The sequence below is a fragment of the Streptomyces sp. NPDC057010 genome (assembly GCF_042673805.1).
GTDB lineage: Bacteria > Actinomycetota > Actinomycetes > Streptomycetales > Streptomycetaceae > Streptomyces.
On record NZ_JBHUSC010000021.1, the window covers coordinates 65,405 to 86,083 of the forward strand.

The 20,679-nt window shown below is 68.2% G+C and carries 13 protein-coding genes; 7 read left to right on the plus strand and 6 right to left on the minus strand.

Annotation, left to right across the window (positions count from 1 at the left end; genetic code table 11):
- Nucleotides 1-209: 209 nt before the first annotated feature.
- The 7 genes from ACFTXQ_RS19410 to ACFTXQ_RS19440 all read left to right on the plus strand — a co-directional run bounded on the left by ACFTXQ_RS19410 (nt 210) and on the right by ACFTXQ_RS19440 (nt 9,329).
- Nucleotides 210-2,657 carry a YfhO family protein gene (locus ACFTXQ_RS19410; RefSeq protein WP_382642283.1) on the plus strand — a complete coding sequence of 816 codons (2,448 nt, stop codon included), beginning with the start codon at nt 210-212 and terminating at the stop codon, nt 2,655-2,657.
- Nucleotides 2,658-2,807: 150 nt separating this feature from the next.
- Entirely contained in the window at nt 2,808-3,530 is a 723-nt protein-coding gene (locus ACFTXQ_RS19415) for a Crp/Fnr family transcriptional regulator (RefSeq protein WP_382642285.1), read from the plus strand.
- Between the two features lie 116 nt (nt 3,531-3,646).
- Nucleotides 3,647-4,417, plus strand: coding sequence for a hypothetical protein (locus tag ACFTXQ_RS19420; protein ID WP_382642286.1), 771 nt, complete (start codon nt 3,647-3,649; stop codon nt 4,415-4,417).
- A complete protein-coding gene (locus tag ACFTXQ_RS19425; protein ID WP_382642288.1) occupies nt 4,414-6,555 on the plus strand; it encodes a hypothetical protein in 2,142 nt (713 codons plus the stop codon). The genes ACFTXQ_RS19420 and ACFTXQ_RS19425 overlap by 4 nt, the downstream gene beginning before the upstream one ends.
- Nucleotides 6,556-6,584: 29 nt before the next feature.
- A complete protein-coding gene (locus ACFTXQ_RS19430; protein ID WP_382642290.1) occupies nt 6,585-7,715 on the plus strand; it encodes a hypothetical protein in 1,131 nt (376 codons plus the stop codon).
- Nucleotides 7,712-8,212: a Pycsar system effector family protein gene (locus tag ACFTXQ_RS19435; protein WP_382642292.1), complete on the plus strand. Its 501-nt coding sequence runs from the start codon at nt 7,712-7,714 to the stop codon at nt 8,210-8,212. Before ACFTXQ_RS19430 ends, ACFTXQ_RS19435 begins: the two co-directional genes overlap by 4 nt.
- A 301-nt stretch (nt 8,213-8,513) precedes the next feature.
- Nucleotides 8,514-9,329 (plus strand): M48 family metalloprotease, encoded by an 816-nt coding sequence (locus ACFTXQ_RS19440; RefSeq protein ID WP_382642294.1) that lies wholly within the window; start codon nt 8,514-8,516, stop codon nt 9,327-9,329.
- A gap of 59 nt (nt 9,330-9,388) precedes the next feature.
- Here ACFTXQ_RS19440 and ACFTXQ_RS19445 read toward each other — a convergent pair whose 3' ends face one another.
- The 6 genes from ACFTXQ_RS19445 to ACFTXQ_RS19470 all read right to left on the minus strand — a co-directional run bounded on the left by ACFTXQ_RS19445 (nt 9,389) and on the right by ACFTXQ_RS19470 (nt 20,585).
- Nucleotides 9,389-13,288 carry a DNA-directed RNA polymerase subunit beta' gene (locus ACFTXQ_RS19445; protein WP_382642296.1) on the minus strand — a complete coding sequence of 1,300 codons (3,900 nt, stop codon included), beginning with the start codon at nt 13,286-13,288 and terminating at the stop codon, nt 9,389-9,391.
- 95 nt (nt 13,289-13,383) lie between these two features.
- On the minus strand, nt 13,384-16,866 hold the full coding sequence (rpoB, locus tag ACFTXQ_RS19450) for a DNA-directed RNA polymerase subunit beta (RefSeq protein ID WP_382642298.1): 3,483 nt from the start codon (nt 16,864-16,866) through the stop codon (nt 13,384-13,386).
- Nucleotides 16,867-17,452: 586 nt separating this feature from the next.
- Nucleotides 17,453-17,839 carry a 50S ribosomal protein L7/L12 gene (gene rplL / locus ACFTXQ_RS19455; protein WP_382642300.1) on the minus strand — a complete coding sequence of 129 codons (387 nt, stop codon included), beginning with the start codon at nt 17,837-17,839 and terminating at the stop codon, nt 17,453-17,455.
- 110 nt (nt 17,840-17,949) lie between these two features.
- Nucleotides 17,950-18,480, minus strand: coding sequence for a 50S ribosomal protein L10 (gene rplJ / locus ACFTXQ_RS19460; RefSeq protein WP_382642302.1), 531 nt, complete (start codon nt 18,478-18,480; stop codon nt 17,950-17,952).
- Between the two features lie 261 nt (nt 18,481-18,741).
- A complete protein-coding gene (locus ACFTXQ_RS19465; RefSeq protein ID WP_382642304.1) occupies nt 18,742-19,644 on the minus strand; it encodes a hypothetical protein in 903 nt (300 codons plus the stop codon).
- Nucleotides 19,645-19,694: 50 nt separating this feature from the next.
- Nucleotides 19,695-20,585, minus strand: coding sequence for an LppX_LprAFG lipoprotein (locus tag ACFTXQ_RS19470; protein WP_382642306.1), 891 nt, complete (start codon nt 20,583-20,585; stop codon nt 19,695-19,697).
- Nucleotides 20,586-20,679: the final 94 nt, after the last annotated feature.

Here is a 20,679-nt window from a genome sequence, read left to right on the forward strand (position 1 = left end):
GCGGGGCCCGCGGGGGGGCGGGGGGGGGCGGGTGCTCGCGGCGGCGCGCCCCCCCCGCCCCCGGCGGGGGGGGGGGGGGGGGGGGGGGGGGGCGGGGGCCCCCCCCCCCCGCAACGGCGCCGCACCCGACCACCCCCGGCGACCTAAACTGTCGGCTTGCCCCGCGCGGGCGCGAGACGACGACAGCAGGGAGCAGGACATTGGGGACCGTGGCACCGGAGCAGACCACAGTCAACGTCGCTCCCCCGGATCAGGACCGCCCGGCCCCCCGCCAGAGGGTACGGCTGTACGGGCCCCTGCTGGCCTTCCTCGTCACCGCGGCGGCGTTCGGCTCGGCCTGGGCGGCCCGTGGCACCTTCCCCTTCGGGAACACCGGCCGCGCCATCAACGACCAGGCCAACCAGTACGTGCCCTTCCACCGCGCGCTCTGGGACCTGGTCCACGGGCAGGCCGCCGGAGACGTGCTCTTCAGCTGGCGCAGCGGCTTCGGACAGCAGTTCCTGTCCGACTACTACACGTACCTCGGCAACCCGTTCTCCTGGCTGACCGTCCTCGTCCCCCGCGCCCACGTCGACCTCGCCGTCTTCGCGATCACCCCGGTCACGATGGGCACCGCCGCCGCCGTGATGACGGTCTACCTCGGCAAGCTGCACCCCGGGCCGTGGTGGCAGCGCGGGATCCTCGGCGCCACGTACGGCCTGTGCGGATGGGCGCTGAGCGACTCCTCGTACATCCCGATGTGGCTGTGGGGCCTGGTCGCCCTCCCCCTGCTCGGCATCGCCGTCGAGTGGTGCCTGGAGGAGCGCCGCTGGCCGGGCGTGGCGCTGCTGGTCGCGCTCGCCTGGTTCGGCAACTTCTACACCGCGATGATGGCCACGATGGCCGCCTGCGTGCTCCTGGCCATCCGCCTGGCCACCCGCGACATGACCGGCCGGGACCGGCTGCGCGCCGTGTGGCGGGCGGCGACGGCCGCCGGGACCGGGATCCTGCTCACCCTGCCCCTGCTCCTGCCGTCGTTCCTGTCCAGCGGCGCCGCGCAGCCCACCAAGGCCGCCGCCTTCGACCCCGTACGGATCGAGCTGTTCCTGGCGGGCATGCTCCCGGCCACCCACCTGTGGGGCGGCCGCCCGCGCCTCTACGTGGCCTCGCTCGGCCTGATCCTGGCCGGCAGCTTCCTCCTCAACACCGCGATCGCGAAGCGGACCCGCCTGGTCTGGGCGGCGGCGACGCTGCTCGTGGCCGTCTCCTTCCAGTTCCCGCCCACGCAGTACGTGTGGCACGGGCTTGCGGTGCCGAACGGCAACCCGTACCGGGAGGCCTTCGTCTTCAGCGGCATGGTGGTGATCGTCGCCTGGCTGGCCCTGGCCAACCGCCCGCGCCCGCTCCACCTGGCCCTGTCCGCCGCCCTGCTGGTCGCGGCCACCTTCGTGCTGCGCCACGCCGACGACTTCGGCGGCTGGACCTGGCCCGCCGTGCTGGGCGGCGGCGGCGTCTCCCTGCTCGCGCTCGTCCTGCTCCGCCTCGGGGACAAGCGCCGCCACCTGATCCCCGTCGCGGCCGTCCTCATGGTCGGCGTCGTCTTCGCCGAGTCCGCGGTCGCCGCGGCCAACGCGGACGCCCGCCGGGCCCGGGAGCGCTGGGCGAAGCCGGCCCCCACCTCGAACCGTTCGATCACCCACCACTTCGAGGCCGTCCGCGCCGTGTCGGGCTGGCCCGCGTACCGGACCGACTCGGGCGCGCCGCAGACCTCGTACAACGACGCCCTGGCCCTCCGGGCGGAGGGCCCGCAGTACTACAGCAGCTACCTCCCCGAGGCCACGTACAAGGCCCTGGAGCCCCTCGGCTACGGCTTCAAGAACGACGGCCGGACCTTCTTCGGCGCCGACAGCCCGGTCCTCGACGCGATCTTCTCGATCGGTGCCCGGGTCCGCCCCGGCAACGCCCCGGACAGCTGGACGGGCTCGAAGTTCCCGGCGCCCCCGCTGGTCACGGTCCGCTCGGCCCCCTACGCCTCGCCCAACCCGGGCGCCAGCGTCTGGGCCCGCCAGGAGAACGTCCTGGGCGCCACCGTCTACGAGGTCCCGCAGGTCACCCGCGGCGGCAGCGCCACCGAGCAGACCTACACGGCCCGGTGCACCCCCGGCTCCGAGGCCTACTGGTACTCCCCCGCCCTCTACGGCACCCTCGCCTCGGGCGGCACGCACGCGCCCCTGGAGGACCGGATGACGGGGGTCACCCCCCTCGGCACCGTCCCCGCGTCGGGCACGGTCGACGTCACGGTGCACACCCGCACGCAGGGCGCCACGGCCGGCGACCACCCCCTGGGCTGCCTGGACCGTACGGCCCTCGACCGGGCGGTGGCCCACCTGAGCGCCACGGGAGCCACCGAGGTCAAGGCGGGCGGCCACAGCATCGAGGCCACCCTCCCCGAGGGCACCACGGGCACGGCGGTCTTCGCGATGACGGACATCCCCGGCTGGCAGTGCTCGGCCCCGGTCAAGAGCTTCCACGGCCTGGTCTCCCTGGACCTCCCCCGGGCCACGAACAAGGTCTCCTGCACCTTCACCCCGAAAGGCCTCACCCCGGGCCTGGCCGCCGCCGCCCTGGCCCTCCTCACCCTGATCTCGGTCACGGTCGCCTCCCGCCGCCGCACCTGAGCATTCCTCCGGAGCCTCCCGTCACGCGCCGAGGAGCACGGCGGGGGTTTTCCGCACTCTGCGTGATCCCCTGTCTCGAGATCACGCGTTCCGGAGCTACGCGGACCCCGTTGTCAGTACATTAACCGCGCTGATCACCGGGGGGACGTCATGGCTTTGGAACACCTCTTGGGCGACGGAGGGCTGGACGACCGGGTCCCCTTCCTGGCCCGGCTGGAGGACGCGGACGGCAAGGCATTACGCGGGCTCGGTCGCGAGCTGGTCTTCGCGCCCCGAGCTCACCTCATCCACCAGAACGAACCCTCCTCGCACATCCTTCTGATCCTGCGAGGCTGGACCAAGGTCACCGCTGCAGCCGCGAACGGCTACCAGGCGTTGCTCGCCCTGCGCGGGCCGGGCGACATCATCGGCGAATCCGCCGCCCTGACCGGACGCCCTCGGTCTGCCCACGTCACCGCGCTTGAGCCCGTGCAGGCCGTGGCCGTCGACGTCAAACGCTTCCGGGAGTTCCTGGCCGGCTGCCCCGCGGCCGCGCTGCAGTTGCTCGCTCTCACCTCTGATCGGACCCGGGCCGCCGACCGGCGACGCGTGGAGTTCGCCTCCCTGAGCGTCCGCGAGCGACTCGCCGTCCTGCTGCTGGATCTCGCCCACACTCATGGACAGCGCACGGAGGAGGGTCTCGAGATCTCCGTTCCGCTGACGAAACAGGAACTCGCCGGAGCCGTGGGGGCTTCACGCGAAATGGTCCAGCGGCAGTTCAAGGACCTCCGCGAGCGGGGAGTCGTCACCACGGGCCGCCGCGCACTGGTGATCGTACGACCGGATGTGCTCCGGCGGATCGCGCAGGCGCGCCCCCTGCCCACCGAGCCGTGAGCTTCCCCAGCCTTCAGTGCACACCGTCACACTCCGGGTGGGTCATCAGCCCTCACCACGGCGAGCCCACCTGTCGCAGTCTCTTTTCCAGCAGGGATTCCCGACGAGAGGCAATCATGAGCGAGCCACTGCCCCGTACCTTCCTCCTGGTCGACACCGAGCGGTTCAGTGACCGCGACGATGTTCAGCAGGCCTACCTTCGCCGGATGCTCTACGGCATCGTCGATCGCACTCTGCTGGCTGCCGGCATCGACGAGACGTTACGGCTGCGTGCCGACCGCGGTGACGCGATCATGGAGTTGATCGATGTCAGGGCCCCGCTCACCGCTCTGCTTCGGGCTCTCCTCACCGAGGTCCCCGCCCAGCTCCACGCGGTGAACCGGATGGCGGCGAGTACGGCACAGATTCGGCTGCGGGCGGTCCTCGCCACCGGGTACGTGGTGATCGACGAGTACGACGGCTGGGTCGGATCCGATCTCAACCACGCCTGTCGGCTCCTGGACGGCGCACCGCTGAAGGACGCGCTGCGCGAGCGATCCGACGACTACGCGCTCTGCGTCTCGGAGGCGGTGTACACGGGCATCGTCCGCCACGACTACACGGGCATCCCAGCGGAGAAATTCACTCAGATCACCGTCCCCAGCAAGAACGGCCCTCTGCAGGCGTGGCTGTACGGGCCCCCGCCGACAGGTCTCCCCCAACCCTCGGCCGACGCCGCCTCGGCGCCTCTCCCGACTTCTGCCCCTGCCCCTGCCCCTGCCCCTGCCCCTGCAGACCCGAACGGGATCCACTTCCGGGGCGTCAACCACGGCATCGTCGCCGGCCGGATCCAGGGGGACATCAGCATTGGCGCCACGAACCCCCGTCGGTCGGCTGAGCCCTCATGAGCACGCCAGAGCCCGAGGAGCAGCCGCCCGGGCCGGCCACGAACCCGGAGAGCGCCGCGGACCGGACGGTCGGCGAACCCCAGGCCAAAGTGGAGGAACGCGCCCAGCAGGCCTGGGCCACCCACCGCGAGTTGAAGGCCCACGCCCCGCACTCCATGCGGTTCGACGGAACCAACGACGGTGTGGTCGCGGGCCTGATCGTCGGTGACGTCGTCACGGGCGACAGGACCGAGATCAACTACCTGTTCGGGGACCCCGGTGCCACTCACGCATCCGGCGAGGTTCCCGAGACGACCCTGCACCGGCTGGCAGACACGTTCGTTGTCGACGGAACACCCTTCGAGACCCTGCTGGAGCGTTTACGCGAAGAGCGCGTGCTGGTCCTGACCGGTGCGCCCTTCACGGGCCGGCGCACGGCGGCCCTGATGCTGCTGTACCGCGTCGGCGCCTCCCCCGTTCACGCACTGGACCGCGAAGCCTCGCCCGCCGCACTCAGCCGGCAGTTCACCACGCCCGGCAAGGCGCGCGGTCATCTCCTGTGCGACCTGGACATCCGCCGCGACCAGCCGCTGCGCGAGGCACATCTACTCGCCCTGCGCAGCCGCATGAAGGAGCACGACGCCTACCTGGTGGTCACCACCGGCCACAGCCCTTACATCGAGAACGACATCCGCCCCGCCCCATGGTCGCCGCCCTCAGCCACGGCCGTCCTGTCGGCCCGGTTGCAGCGGCAGGCAGGGGACGAGGCCGCCCGGCGTCTGTTGGCACTGCCCTCCGTCACCGAGTTCCTCTCTCGCAACGACCTTCAAGTGCGCGAGGTCGCGGGGTACGCGACCCTCCTGATCCGTCATGCCCAGGGAGCGGTCGACATCTCCCAAGTCGAGGCGTATTCGCTGCTCAGGCTGGAGGACCAGATCCGGGAGTGGTTCGAGGAGGCGGAGACCGGACTCCATCTGCGGGAGAAGGCCTTTCTGATCGCCCTGGCCTGCTTCGACGGCGGACCTTACGCCCTGACGGCCGAGCTGAGCGACTTCCTGTACGCGGAGCTCCGGCGCACGGGAGACCCGTCCTACAACGAAGCGATCCCCGTCTTCGGCACCCACATCGGAAAGCGTCTCCAGGAAGCGCGGGCTCACACCAGCCCTGCGAGAGAGGACACCGAGTGGGGCCCGGTCACCCAGGTCACCGCCTCCTTCAATGACGACCGCACGCCACCCGTGTTGCTGAGGGAGGTGTGGACCGGGCACCCGTCCGCCCGCCCGGCGCTGGTCAAGTGGCTCGGAAAGCTTGCGAACGACGGTCGGCCCCTGGTCCGGACACGGGCCGCCTCCACTGTCGCCGTCCTCGCGTTCACGGACCTGCCGTCGGCCATGGCCTTGGTCATCGAGCCGTGGGCACTTTCCGCCCAGGCCCGGCAGCGCACCAGTGCCGTCAGCGCACTCACCCTCGCCCACCGCATCGGCGCCCCGAACATTCCTCGGATCATCGACGGCTGGAGCACAGCAGCCGACGAGCCTCGACGCTGCTGGGTCGCGATCCGGGCCCAGGGCCTCATCGGTACCGAACGACCGAAGGAAGCCGTCGCCGCACTGATCGCGCAGGCCCGCCTGCAAAGCGGGAAGGGCAAGCCCGACCAGCTGGTGGCCGAGGAGCTTCCCGAGTCAATCGCCCTGTTGCTGCTTTCCCCCAAAGGCGACGAGATCCTCGCCTTCCTGCTGGGCACACTGAACGACCACCGATCCGCTTTCATGCTGGCCATCGAGGGCTTCCTGGCGGCCTGCCGGCGCATAGAGGAGGCAGAAGGGCACGAGCGTCCGCTGGTCCTGGACTGGTACGCGCGGGCGGCGCACGACCGGACTCCGAGCGCACCGGGCATCGCCCTGCTCCTGCGTACCGCGCTCGACGACCGCAGGTTCACCGCTACCGGGACCGAGATCCTGCGGAGCTGGATCGCCGCGGCCGACCGGGACGACGCAGCCGAGTGGGCGCTGGCGGCCATGCTGCCGGCTCTCGTCACCACGACACGCGAGTACGACCGACTGGACTACCTGCTGCGCAAACCGCAAGGGGAGGTGGATGGTCCGCACCCAACGGTAGCCGACCGGCTACGCGCCGCCCTTCCCGTCCGACCCGTCTGAGCACCCGCATTCCGTCGAGGAGACCTGCCATGGCCAACTTCCTTCGCCCGCCCGACTGGGACCAGCACGCCCATCGCCACAGCGAGTTACCCGACCCGGTCGTCACGGTCCGTCAGCTCGGCCGGTTCGATTTCCTGCCTTCCAGAAGGCTGACCCGGATCGACTACGCACTCGTCTACACCACCCCCAAGGGCGCGCACGAGACGTATCTGCCGCCACTACGGCCGACGACCACCAGGCGCTACACCGCCGTGTACGAGGTGGACATGGGTGTCCACAGGGTCCGCGCGGATCTGCGACTGTCCAGCGACAACGACGCCCTCGAGTTCGAGATGGACGTCGCACTGGACTGGCAGGTCGCCGACCCCGCGCAGTACGTCCGCAGCGGCTGCCGAGACGTACCGACCTTGCTCATCTCAGAATTAGAGCAGGCGGCCCGGCCGGTGGCCCGGCGCTTCCCGATCGCCGAGAGCACGGCGGCGGAAGCGGAGATCCTCACGGCGCTGCACGAACAGAAGCCGCTCGGGGAGGCCACGGGCCTGCGCACCGCCTGGACAGTACGGCTGCGCCGGGACTCCGGCAACATCGAGCACGAGCGGCGACTCCAAGCAATCCGGCATACGACAGAGCAGGAGATACTCACTCAGCGTCGCGGCGCGGAGGTCGACATCGAGACGGCCGCGCGCGCGATGGTGCACGGAAGGCGCCAGCACGAACTGGAGCTCCAGCAGCAGCAGTGGGCGCAGGAGCAGGCTGTCCTACGGGCCCAATACGAGCTCGAACTCCAACGCTATGAAGCCCGGAAGGTCGACTTCTACCAGCGGCAGCTGGCCCAGGGCGGGGTGCAGGCGTGGGCGCTGCATCTGGCTCAGCGCCCTGAGGACACACAATTGGTCCTCAACGGGATGCGGGAACACGAGCTGAACCTGATCAAAGCGCAGATCGACCTGGTCAAACAGCTCCTGGGCGGCGGCAAGGGCGAGGCACACGAGCTGGAGGCACCCAAACAGATCGTGCTCCAGATGATCAGCGACTTCTTCTCCCAGCGCCTGCCGCGGGGAGCCGATGCACACGCTCAGGCCCTCCCGGGCTGGCAACCCCCGCCCGGCTACGGCCAAGCCCCGGTCCAGCCCGAGCCGCCAGCAGGCAGTGCCCCATGAGTACCGCGACCGGCAACGAGGCAGCCCTCCGGCTGCTCGCCGAGCTGCGCGGAGAAATGGCCCGAGCCGACGGCAAGGCCTCGGTCCTGGTCGGAGCCCTGGGGATGACGGTCGGGATGATCAGCGCCCTGCTCGCCGGACAGGGCTGGCGACCCGGCTCGCTCTCCACTGCCGGGGCCGTCATCTTCTACACCGGGGCCATAGCTCTCGCGCTGGCCCTGCACGCCCTCTTGCTGGCGGTTCTGCCCAGATACCGCGTCACCGCGTGGCAGCCGGGAACCCCCCTCTCCTACTTCGGCGATATCCGCTCCGCAGACCGGCAGGGCCACCTCGCGGAAGCTCTGGCCGCGACAGAGTCGGATCCCGGTGCCTCCCTGATGACTGCACTCGCTGAGAACAGCAGGATCGCCGCCCTCAAGTACCAATGGATCAAGGCCGGGCTGATCGCCTTCTGTGCCGGTGCGGTGCTGCTGCCCGCCGCTCTGTTCATCGGCTGAAATCGCGTCCTGAAGGAGCACTGTGCGTCAGACACCCGATCCGCAGCACTCCGGGAACCCGAACGGCCCGGCCAGCGAGCCGCAGTATCCCGAGCCCCCAAAGCCTCCCCCACCGTCGCGGCCTCCCCATGCGCAGGCCGGGCTGCGCCTCGACGACCTGCACTACCGCAACGCCCCAGGCACACGCGTCTTCCTGCGTGCCCGACAGCGCGGCACCGATGCCACAGCCTGGGGCAGGCTTGCCCTGCACCTCCCAGGCTTGCTTCTCAGCCTGGCCGTCGTACTGCTGGGTTGCCTCCTCATGCAAGCCTGGATAGGCCTGCCGTACTGGGCGCCCACAGCCCTGTGGCTCGTCTCCGGCGGCCTGGTCTTCCACCGGCCGAGCGAGAGCTTCCTCGCCCGCCACCTCCTGCGCCTCCAGCGCCCGCTGCCCCATGAGCTGGCCGAGCTCGCACCTGTGTGGCGAGAGGTCACCGCTCGTGCCGGTGTCGATGGCAGCCGCTACGAGCTGTGGATCGAGAACAGCACCGGATTCAACGCCTACGCCGCTGCCGGCCACATCGTGGGCGTCACCCGTCTCGCCCTGGAGAAACTGCCCAGATCCCAGCTCGCCGCCGTACTTGCACACGAACTTGGCCACCACACCGGTGGGCACGCATGGTCCGGGCTGCTCGGCTGGTGGTACGCGCTGCCCGGCCGGATCGTCTGGCGAGCACTCGCCCGGGCGACGGTACTCCTCGTCCGGTTCGCGAGCCTCTACTCACTCATGGCCGCAGCCGGCCTGATCATCGCCCTCGGATACATCGCATTCCTGACGATCAGAGCGACGTACGGGCTACCCCTCCTTCTGTTCATCCTGCCCTACCTCACCGCCGCCGTGAGCCGTCGCAGCGAACTTCGCGCCGACCGACACGCCGCCTCGCTGGGGTTCGCGCCCACGCTTGCCCGAATGCTGCACGAGGTGCTGGCCGAGGAGGAGAGATCCAGAGGCGAACCGTCCGCCACCACCAGGAACGCGGTCCCCGAACCGCGCGCACTGTCCCGCTTGCTCTCCCCCCACCCTGACCACCGGACCCGGCTGCACCACCTCCAGCCGTATCTCACACGGGCACGATGAACGCCGCAGGGCGGCCACCCTCTCGGGTGACCGCCCTGCGGTTACTGCTCTGGTCCGACTCAGCCGTTGTACGGGCCGTAGTCGTAGTCCTCCAGCGGGACAGCCTGGCCGGAGCCGGTGCCGAAGGGCGAGTAGTCGATGTCGTCGTAGCCGACGGCCGAGTACATCGCGGCCTTCGCCTCCTCGGTGGGCTCCACCCGGATGTTGCGGTAGCGGGCGAGGCCCGTACCGGCCGGGATGAGCTTACCGATGATGACGTTCTCCTTGAGGCCGATGAGGCTGTCGGACTTGGCGTTGATCGCCGCGTCCGTCAGGACTCGGGTCGTCTCCTGGAAGGAGGCGGCCGACAGCCAGGATTCCGTCGCCAGCGAGGCCTTGGTGATACCCATCAGCTGCGGACGGCCGGAGGCGGGGTGACCGCCCTCGGTGACCACACGACGGTTCTCGGTCTCGAACTTCGACCGCTCGACCAGCTCGCCCGGCAGGAGCTCCGCGTCGCCGGACTCGATGATCGTCACGCGGCGCAGCATCTGCCGGATGATGATCTCGATGTGCTTGTCGTGGATCGACACGCCCTGCGAGTTGTAGACCTTCTGGACTTCGCCGACCAGGTGGACCTGGACGGCACGCTGGCCGAGGATGCGCAGCACGTCGTGCGGGTTGGTGGCACCCATGGTGAGCTTCTGGCCCACCTCGACGTGGTCGCCCTCGTGCACGATGACCTTGGCGCGCTTCGAGATCGGGAACGCCGTCTCGTCGCTGCCGTCGTCGGGCGTGATGACGATCTTCTTCGTCTTCTCGGTCTCCTCGATCCGCACGCGGCCGGCGGCCTCGGAGATCGGGGCGACACCCTTCGGGGTACGGGCCTCGAAGAGCTCGACGACACGCGGCAGACCCTGCGTGATGTCGTCACCGGCCACACCACCGGTGTGGAAGGTACGCATCGTCAGCTGGGTACCGGGCTCACCGATGGACTGGGCGGCGATGATGCCGACCGCCTCACCGATGTCGACCAGCTTGCCGGTGGCGAGCGAGCGTCCGTAGCAGAAGGCACAGGTGCCGACCGCGGACTCACAGGTCAGGACCGAGCGGGTCTTGACCTCCTCGACGCCGTTGGCGACCAGGGCGTCGATGAGGACGTCACCGAGGTCGACGTTGGCCGGCGCGATGACCTTGCCGTCGATGACGACGTCCTCGGCCAGCATGCGGGCGTAGATCGAGGTCTCGACGTCGTCGGCCTTGCGCAGCACGCCGTCCTCGCCGCGAACGGCGATCTTCAGCTTCAGGCCCCGCTCGGTCCCGCAGTCCTCCTCGCGGATGATGACGTCCTGCGAGACGTCCACCAGACGACGGGTCAGGTAACCCGAGTCGGCGGTACGCAGGGCGGTGTCCGCCAGACCCTTACGGGCACCGTGCGTGGAGATGAAGTACTCCAGAACGGTGAGGCCCTCACGGAAGGACGCCTTGATCGGACGCGGGATGGTCTCGTTCTTCGCGTTCGACACCAGACCACGCATACCGGCGATCTGTCGCATCTGCATCATGTTTCCTCGGGCACCCGAGTCAACCATCATGAAGATGGGGTTCGTCTTGGGGAAGTTCGCGTTCATCGCCTCGGCGACCTCGTTGGTCGCCGTGGTCCAGATCTGGATGAGCTCCTGGGTGCGCTCCTCCTTGGTGATCAGACCGCGCTCGTACTGCTTCTGGACCTTCTCGTCCTTGGCCTCGTAGCCCGCGACGATCTCCTTCTTCGCCGCCGGGACGACGACGTCGGAGATGGCCACGGTGACGCCGGAACGGGTCGCCCAGTGGAAGCCGGCCGCCTTCAGGTTGTCGAGCGTCGCCGCCACGATGACCTTGGGGTAGCGCTCCGCCAGGTCGTTGACGATCTCGGAGAGCTGCTTCTTGCCCACCGAGTAGTCGACGAACGGGTAGTCCTCGGGCAGCAGCTCGTTGAAGAGCGCGCGGCCCAGGGTGGTGCGCAGACGGAAGCTGTCGCCCGGCTGGAACTCCTGCTCGCCTTCCTCGGCGACCGGCGGCACCCAGCCACGCGGCGGGATGGTACCCACCGGGAAGCGGATGTCGACGGACGACTGGAGCGCGAGCTCGCCGTTGTCGAACGCCATGGTCGCCTCGGCCGTGGAGCCGAACGCGCGGCCCTCGCCCTTGACGTCACGGAGCTCACCGTCGGTGGTCAGGAAGAACAGACCGAGGACCATGTCCTGGGTCGGCATCGTGACCGGACGGCCGTCGGCCGGCTTGAGGATGTTGTTCGAGGACAGCATCAGGATGCGGGCCTCGGCCTGCGCCTCCGCGGAAAGCGGCAGGTGCACGGCCATCTGGTCACCGTCGAAGTCCGCGTTGAACGCGGTGCAGACGAGCGGGTGGATCTGGATGGCCTTGCCTTCGACCAGCTGGGGCTCGAAGGCCTGGATGCCGAGGCGGTGCAGCGTGGGCGCACGGTTCAGCAGCACCGGGTGCTCGGCGATGACCTCTTCGAGCACGTCGTACACGACCGTGCGGCCGCGCTCGACCATGCGCTTGGCCGACTTGATGTTCTGCGCGTGGTTCAGGTCGACCAGGCGCTTCATCACGAACGGCTTGAAGAGCTCCAGCGCCATGGCCTTGGGCAGACCACACTGGTGCAGCTTCAGCTGCGGACCGACGACGATCACGGAACGCGCGGAGTAGTCCACGCGCTTGCCGAGGAGGTTCTGACGGAATCGACCCTGCTTGCCCTTCAGCATGTCGCTGAGGGACTTCAGCGGACGGTTGCCGGGGCCCGTCACCGGGCGACCACGACGGCCGTTGTCGAAGAGGGCGTCGACCGCCTCCTGGAGCATGCGCTTCTCGTTGTTCACGATGATCTCGGGCGCACCGAGGTCGAGAAGGCGCTTCAGGCGGTTGTTGCGGTTGATCACGCGGCGGTACAGGTCGTTCAGGTCGGAGGTCGCGAAGCGGCCACCGTCCAGCTGCACCATCGGACGCAGGTCCGGCGGGATCACCGGCACGCAGTCCAGAACCATGCCCTTGGGGCTGTTGCTGGTCTGCAGGAACGCGGAGACGACCTTGAGGCGCTTGAGCGCACGGGTCTTCTTCTGGCCCTTGCCGGTACGGATGATCTCGCGGAGGCGCTCGGCCTCCTCCTCGAGGTCGAAGGACTCCAGGCGCTTCTGCAGCGCCGCGGCACCCATCGAACCGTCGAAGTACGTGCCGAAGCGGTCACGCAGCTCGCGGTAGAGCAGCTCGTCGCCCTCGAGGTCCTGGACCTTGAGGTTCTTGAAGCGGTTCCACACCTCGTCGAGGCGGTCGATCTCGCGCTGGGCGCGGTCACGGAGCTGCTTCATCTCGCGCTCGGCGCCTTCGCGCACCTTGCGGCGCACGTCGGCCTTGGCGCCCTCGGCCTCGAGCTCGGCCAGGTCGGTCTCGAGCTTCTTGGCGCGGCCTTCGAGGTCCGCGTCACGGCGGTTCTCGATCTGCTGGCGCTCGACGGAGACGTGGGCCTCCAGCGACGGGAGGTCGCGGGTGCGGCGCTCGTCGTCCACGAACGTGATCATGTACGCGGCGAAGTAGATGACCTTCTCGAGGTCCTTCGGCGCGAGGTCCAGCAGGTAGCCCAGGCGCGACGGGACGCCCTTGAAGTACCAGATGTGGGTGACGGGAGCGGCAAGCTCGATGTGGCCCATCCGCTCACGGCGCACCTTGGCACGCGTGACCTCGACGCCACAGCGCTCACAGATGATGCCCTTGAAGCGGACACGCTTGTACTTGCCGCAGTAGCACTCCCAGTCCCGGGTAGGACCGAAGATCTTCTCGCAGAAGAGTCCGTCCTTCTCGGGCTTGAGGGTGCGGTAGTTGATGGTCTCCGGCTTCTTGACCTCGCCGTGCGACCAGGTTCGGATGTCGTCCGCGGTGGCAAGGCCGATCCGCAGCTCGTCGAAGAAGTTGACGTCGAGCACTGTGCGTCAATCCCTCTTTCGGGGTCGAGTCTCAATCATGGTCTGAACGGTCCCGGGGCGGCCGGGGGATCACGCGGATCCCCCGGCCAGGCCCGTCAGACCTCTTCGACGCTGCTCGGCTCGCGCCGGGACAGGTCGATACCGAGCTCCTCCGCCGCGCGGAAGACGTCCTCGTCGGTGTCGCGCATCTCGATGGACATGCCGTCCGAGGACAGCACCTCCACGTTGAGGCAGAGCGACTGCATTTCCTTGATGAGCACCTTGAAGGACTCGGGAATGCCCGGCTCGGGGATGTTCTCGCCCTTGACGATGGCCTCGTAGACCTTCACGCGGCCGGTCACGTCGTCGGACTTGATCGTCAGGAGTTCCTGGAGCGCGTACGCGGCGCCATAAGCCTCAAGCGCCCACACCTCCATCTCACCGAAGCGCTGACCACCGAACTGCGCCTTACCACCCAGCGGCTGCTGCGTGATCATCGAGTACGGACCGGTCGAACGGGCGTGGAGCTTGTCGTCGACCAGGTGGTGCAGCTTGAGGATGTACATGTACCCGACCGAGATCGGGTCCGGGAACGGCTCGCCGGAGCGGCCGTCGAACAGGCGCGCCTTACCGGTCGGGAGCACCATGCGCTCGCCGTCGCGGTTCGGGATGGTGTGCTGGAGCAGGCCGGCCAGCTCGTCCTCGCGGGCGCCGTCGAACACCGGGGTGGCGACGTTGGTACCGGGCTCGACCTTGTCGGCGCCGATCGCCTGGAGGCGCTGCGCCCACTCGTCCGCCAGACCGGAGACGTCCCAGCCGCGGCTGGCGAGCCAGCCGAGGTGGATCTCCAGGACCTGTCCCGGGTTCATTCGGGACGGGACACCCAGCGGGTTCAGGATGATGTCGACCGGAGTTCCGTCCTCGAGGAACGGCATGTCCTCGATCGGAAGGATCTTCGAGATAACACCCTTGTTGCCGTGACGGCCGGCGAGCTTGTCACCGTCGGTGATCTTGCGCTTCTGGGCGACGTAGACGCGGACCAGCTGGTTCACGCCCGGAGGAAGCTCGTCGCCCTCCTCGCGGTCGAAGACGCGGACACCGATGACCTTGCCGATCTCACCGTGAGGCACCTTGAGCGAGGTGTCACGCACCTCGCGGGCCTTCTCACCGAAGATCGCGCGGAGCAGGCGCTCCTCCGGGGTCAGCTCGGTCTCACCCTTGGGCGTGACCTTGCCGACCAGGATGTCGCCGGCGACGACGTCCGCACCGATGCGGATGATGCCGCGCTCGTCGAGGTCGGCGAGGACCTCCTCGGAGACGTTCGGGATGTCCCGGGTGATCTCCTCGGGGCCCAGCTTGGTGTCACGGGCGTCGACCTCGTGCTCCTCGATGTGGATCGAGGAGAGGACGTCGTCCTGCACGAGGCGCTGCGACAGGATGATCGCGTCCTCGTAGTTGTGGCCTTCCCACGGCATGAACGCGACGAGCAGGTTCTTGCCGAGGGCCATCTCGCCCTCTTCGGTCGCCGGGCCGTCGGCGAGGACCTGGGCCTCGACGATCCGGTCACCCTCGTTGACGATGACCTTCTGGTTGACCGAGGTGCCCTGGTTCGAGCGGGAGAACTTGGAGACGCGGTACGTGGTGTACGTGCCGTCGTCGTTGGCGACGGTGATGTAGTCGGCCGAGACCTCCTGGACGACACCGTCCTTCTCCGCCTTGATCGAGTCACCGGCGTCGACCGCACAGCGGTACTCCATGCCGGTGCCGACGAGCGGGGCCTCCGCCTTGATGAGCGGAACGGCCTGGCGCATCATGTTCGCGCCCATGAGGGCACGGTTGGCGTCGTCGTGCTCGAGGAAGGGGATCATCGCGGTCGCGACGGACACCATCTGGCGCGGGGAGACGTCCATGTAGTCGACGTCGCCGCCGGCGATGTAGTCGATCTCGCCACCACGACGGCGCACGAGGACGCGGTTCTCGGTGAAGCGCATCTCATCGTTCAGGGCGGCGTTCGCCTGGGCGATGACGAAGCGGTCTTCCTCGTCGGCCGTGAGGTAGTCGACCTCGTCGGTGACGACACCGTCGACGACCTTGCGGTACGGGGTCTCGATGAAGCCGAACGGGTTGATCCGGCCGTAGGAGGCCAGCGAGCCGATCAGACCGATGTTCGGGCCTTCGGGCGTCTCGATCGGACACATGCGGCCGTAGTGCGACGGGTGAACGTCACGGACCTCGAAGCCGGCCCGCTCACGGGACAGACCACCCGGGCCGAGGGCGTTGAGACGACGCTTGTGCGTCAGGCCCGACAGCGGGTTGTTCTGGTCCATGAACTGCGACAGCTGGCTGGTGCCGAAGAACTCCTTGATGGAGGCGACGACCGGCCGGATGTTGATCAGGGTCTGCGGCGTGATCGCCTCGACGTCCTGGGTGGTCATGCGCTCGCGCACGACGCGCTCCATACGGGCGAGACCCGTACGGACCTGGTTCTGGATGAGCTCGCCGACGTTGCGGATACGACGGTTGCCGAAGTGGTCGATGTCGTCGGTCTCGACGACGATCTCCCGGCCCGACTCGCCGACCGTCTCGGTCTCGCCCGCGTGGAGCTTCACGAGGTACTTGATCGTCGCGATGATGTCGTCGGTGGTGAGCACACCGGCGTCGAGCGGCTCGTCGGCGCCGAGCTTCTTGTTCACCTTGTAGCGGCCGACCTTCGCGAGGTCGTAGCGCTTCGGGTTGAAGTAGAGGTTCTCGAGCAGCGTCTGAGCGGCCTCGCGGGTCGGCGGCTCGCCCGGGCGCAGCTTGCGGTAGATGTCGAGCAGCGCGTCGTCCTGACCCTGGGTGTGGTCCTTCTCCAGGGTGGCGCGCATGGACTCGTACTCGCCGAACTCCTCGAGGATCTGCTCGGTGGTCCAGCCGAGAGCCTTCAGGAGGACGGTGACGGACTGCTTGCGCTTGCGGTCGATGCGGACACCGACCATGTCGCGCTTGTCGACCTCCATCTCCAGCCAGGCACCCCGGGAGGGGATGATCTTGGCGGAGAAGATGTCCTTGTCGGACGTCTTGTCGATGGAGGAGTCGAAGTAGACACCGGGGGAACGGACGAGCTGCGACACGACGACACGCTCGGTGCCGTTGATGACGAAGGTGCCCTTGTTGGTCATGAGCGGGAAGTCGCCCATGAAGACCGTCTGAGACTTGATCTCTCCGGTCTCGTTGTTCGTGAACTCGGCCGTGACGAACAGCGGAGCCGCGTACGTGAAGTCGCGCTCCTTGCACTCGTCGACGGAGTTCTTCGCCGGCTCGAAACGGTGGTCGCGGAAGGTCAGCGACATCGACCCGGAGAAGTCCTCGATCGGCGAGATCTCCTCGAAGATCTCTTCCAGACCGGACTTGGTGGGGACGTCCTGTCCACTCTCAAGCGCCGACTCGACGCGAGACTTCCAGGCTGCATTGCCGAGCAGCCAGTCAAAGCTCTCGGTCTGCAGCGCCAGGAGGTTCGGAACCTCGAGCGGCTCCTTGATCTTTGCAAAGGAGATGCGCAGCGGGGCGGTGCTGGCACCGGTGTTCGTATTGGTCGAGGCGTTGCGCGAGGCGGCCAAGAGGGGGTCCTTCCGAGGGCTCGGACTCACTACGCGCGTACCGGTCCCAGCCGACACAGAAGACAGACGCTCCCGTTCTGGCCGAAAGACCAGGTCAGGGCGGATCAATCAGGTGTGCTCGAGCGTGGGCATGACCCTGGCGACGGGCAGGGGTCAGCTAACAGGCAGCGCAAAGGGTCAGTGTAGCCACTTGGCTCACTGATGTCCAGACCAGGTTTCCGGAAACCGGCAACAGGCCTTCCCCACTCGTTTCAACCAACACAGTGATCAAACAACACCGTGCCCAACGCTGCGGCCCTCGTACACAGAGCGCGTATCAGTACTGCCCTCTTCGTAGTCGATCCATGCCTCGGATCTCGAATCGAGGTGGTCGAGCTAGCGACGGGTCTGAGAATTGCGCGCCCGGTCCCGTTCGTCAAGGCCCCCTGCTCCGAGCGGATCAGGTCCCGACCCAGCTTCGAGGCAACGAAGATCACCCTACTCCCCAACGAGAGCAGGGCAAGTCAGGCACTGCGGATACGCCAAAGGGCGACCACCCTTACGGGTGATCGCCCCTGGTTGGAGCCTCTAGGAGGCCCCAGAGGTGTTACTTGACCTCGACGGCCGCACCGGCGCCCTTGAGGGCCTCGGCGGCCTTGTCGGCGGCGTCCTTGGCGACCTTCTCGAGGACCGGCTTCGGGGCGCCGTCCACGAGGTCCTTGGCCTCCTTCAGGCCCAGGGAGGTCAGCTCACGCACGACCTTGATGACCTGGATCTTCTTGTCGCCGGCACCGGTGAGGATGACGTCGAACTCGTCCTTCTCCTCGGCCTGGGCGCCAGCGTCGCCACCACCGGCGGCCGGGGCGGCAACGGCGACGGCCGCAGCGGCGGTGACGTCGAACTTCTCCTCGAAGGCCTTCACGAACTCGGAGAGCTCGATGAGGGTCATCTCCTCGAACTGGGCGAGGAGGTCGTCCTGAGAGAGCTTCGCCATGATGGGCGATCCTTCCACTAAATCGGCAGGTGCCGGATGTATATAGAGGCGGGCGTAACGGCCCGCTACGACCCACGCACTAGGCGGCGTGGATCAGTGCGCGAGCCGAATTACTCGGCACCGCCCTGCTCGGCGAGCTTGGCGCGCAGCGCGTCCGCAGTGCGGACGAACTTCGACGGCAGCGCCTGGAAGAGCGAGGCAGCCTGAGACTGCTTGCCCTTGAACGCGCCGGCCAGCTTGCTGAGCAGAACCTCGCGGGACTCGAGGTCCGCAAGCTTCTTGATGTCGTCGGCGGAGAGAGCCTTACCGTCAAGGACACCGGCCTTGATGATGAGGTTCGGGTTCTCCTTGGCGAAGTCACGCAGGGCCTTCGCCGACTCCACCGGGTCACCGGTGATGAAGGCGACCGCGGTCGGACCAGCGAAGTGCTCGTCCAGCGCGGTGATCCCGGCCTGGTTGGCCGCAATCTTGGTCAGCGTGTTCTTCACCACGGCGTACTGGGCGTTCTCACCAAGGGAGCGACGCAGCGTCTTGAGCTGCGCGACGGTGAGACCCCGGTACTCGGTCAGCACGGCGGCGTTGGAGCTCTGGAACGCGTCCGTGAGCTCGGCCACCGATGCAGCCTTGTTGGGCGTCGGCATAGTGCGTTCGCCTCCTTCCGGGTGATGAGGACCGCTCAGAAGGGGCTGAACAAAACGAAACGCCCCGGCGCAAGCGCACGGGGCTTGGGCTCGACCGAATCACTCCGGGAGCTTCTCCACGAACACCTGCGCAGGACGTCCGCACTCAGCGGATCCTTCGGCCACCGTTCCCTTGCGGGCACGGCAACGACCAGCGGTCTTTGGCTTCTGGGGAACCATACGTGAAGCGGTCGAGCCAAGGCAAATCGCCCCGTGGGGCCCTCAGGAGCGGTTCAGACCGCCGAGACCGGCGTCCTTCAGCTTCTGGTCGGCCTCGTCCAGCTTCCGGTCGGTCTCCTTGAGGCTTGCGTCGATGCCCTTCATGACGTCGTCGAAGTCGGCCACCTGGTCCGCGGGCGGTGCGACGACCGGGGCGGCCGTGCCGTAACCGGAGAACCTGGCGGAGATCTTCGTCGTGCTCTTGTCGATCGTGCGGGCCGAGTCGACGCGGACGGGGTGGCCGTCCTTGCCGATCCACAGGTCCACGTCCAGGCTCGTGACGTCCTTCACCGCCTCGCGGAGGGACTGGCGGTTCGCCTCCTCCATCACCTTGGTGGACTCGTCCGCCCTGAGCAGGTCCGCGTTGGTGAAGCTGCCCTTGAAGTGCTGGGCCGGGCCGCCCTCGGTCTGCTCCGTGCCGACGAGCGTGAGCTTCTCCTGGCCCAGGAGCAGGGCCAGGTACTCGGCCGGGTCGTCGTTGAGGCGGTAGCGGGGCTTCCCGTCCTTGTTCAGGTTCATCTTCATCCAGGACTTGCCCTGCACGGGCTTGTCGCTGTGGGTGTAGATGTCGTCGCCGATCATGATCTGGTTGCCGTCCGCGCCCTGGGCGTCGATGGCGGTGGCGGCCGGGTACCAGCCCTTCGTCCCGGTGAGCCGGTCCGCCTTGCCGGAGCTGCCGGTGATGGTCATGTCCATCGTGGCGAACTTCGCCGGCACCGTCTTCAGGTACGAGGCCTTCACCGCGTCCGCGGGGGTCGGGGCCTTCGCGCCGGCCGCCTTGTCGCCGCCGTCGCCCCCGTTCCCGCCCCCGTCCGCCGCGGCTCCGCCGCAGGCCGAGAGACCGCCCACTAGCAGCGCGACGCCTGCCGCGACGACGCCGGCCCGGTTCCGGACAGCCTTGTTCATCTGTACTCCCCCATGGATGGATCTCCGTGTGTACCGGTGCCGCGGGACGATCAGGCGGAGCCCGGGTCCGAGCCCTCGCCGGCGCCCTTGATCATTTCCGCCAGGTCCACGATCTGATCGGCGGGCGGGGCGGCGATCTCGACGGGCTTGTTGAAGTCCAGGAACTTGATGGTCATGTCCATCGGGCCGGACTTGCCGGCGCCCCGGGTGCGGACCTGCTTGGCGTGGTCGGCCTCGTCGATCCAGATGTCCATGGACAGGCTCTTGATGCCCTCGTCCTCCAGCGTCCTGACGTTCTTCTCCCGGCGCTCCTTGGCCTCGGGGGTCGCCGCGGCGCTCGCGGCCCGCAGCTCCTCGATCGTGACCGTGCCGGCGAGGTGCTTCGTCTTCTGGCCGTCGATGGTCTCCTCGCCGACCTCCTTGAGGTCCTTGGCGGCGCTCAGGCTGTCGGCCGAGTCGGCCGGGGTCTGGCTCTGCCCGGCCGAGCCGAGCGAGTCCAGCTCCTTGGCCTGCTCCGGGGCCAGCGCCTTCAGGTCGAACTTGAGCCACTTGCCCTCGGAGCCCACGTACATGGCGCCGTCGACCAGGCGCAGGCCGACCTTCTCCCCGGGCTTCTCGGGCGAGTCCATCGTCATCGCCATGGCCACGCTGGGCTTGAGCAGCATGGAGACCTCACCGGAGACCTTCTGCCCCGAGGCCTCGCCGGTCATGGTGTAGCGGAGGGAGTTGATCTCCTCCGACTTCTTCTTCGTCTTCTGCAGGTACGCGGCCGGCGTGGCGTCGGCCGGCTTGTCCGCCGGCTTGTCCGCCGCCTTGGACGGGGCCGAGGCGGCCCCGCCGTCCTTCTTCGCGTTCTTCCCGTCCTCGCACGCCGTGGCACCGCCGGCGAGCAGGACGGCGGCCAGGACGGCCACGGCGGTCTTCTTGCGGTACGCGTTCATTCGTTCCCCACCCCTGGGCATGCCTGCGATCTTGTCAGTAGTGACAGTACGCCGAACGACTGACAGTAATCGCACAGGGCTCGCACAGCATGCG

Coding starts and splice junctions, on each gene's coding strand:
- ACFTXQ_RS19425 (WP_382642288.1), top strand. CDS start 4,414: ATGAGCACGCCAGAGCCCGAGGAGCAGCCGCCCGGGCCGGCCACGAAC.
- ACFTXQ_RS19440 (WP_382642294.1), top strand. CDS start 8,514: ATGCAAGCCTGGATAGGCCTGCCGTACTGGGCGCCCACAGCCCTGTGG.
- ACFTXQ_RS19415 (WP_382642285.1), top strand. CDS start 2,808: ATGGCTTTGGAACACCTCTTGGGCGACGGAGGGCTGGACGACCGGGTC.
- ACFTXQ_RS19470 (WP_382642306.1), bottom strand. CDS start 20,585: ATGAACGCGTACCGCAAGAAGACCGCCGTGGCCGTCCTGGCCGCCGTC.
- ACFTXQ_RS19435 (WP_382642292.1), top strand. CDS start 7,712: ATGAGTACCGCGACCGGCAACGAGGCAGCCCTCCGGCTGCTCGCCGAG.
- ACFTXQ_RS19420 (WP_382642286.1), top strand. CDS start 3,647: ATGAGCGAGCCACTGCCCCGTACCTTCCTCCTGGTCGACACCGAGCGG.
- rplJ (WP_382642302.1), bottom strand. CDS start 18,480: ATGCCGACGCCCAACAAGGCTGCATCGGTGGCCGAGCTCACGGACGCG.
- ACFTXQ_RS19465 (WP_382642304.1), bottom strand. CDS start 19,644: ATGAACAAGGCTGTCCGGAACCGGGCCGGCGTCGTCGCGGCAGGCGTC.
- ACFTXQ_RS19430 (WP_382642290.1), top strand. CDS start 6,585: ATGGCCAACTTCCTTCGCCCGCCCGACTGGGACCAGCACGCCCATCGC.
- rplL (WP_382642300.1), bottom strand. CDS start 17,839: ATGGCGAAGCTCTCTCAGGACGACCTCCTCGCCCAGTTCGAGGAGATG.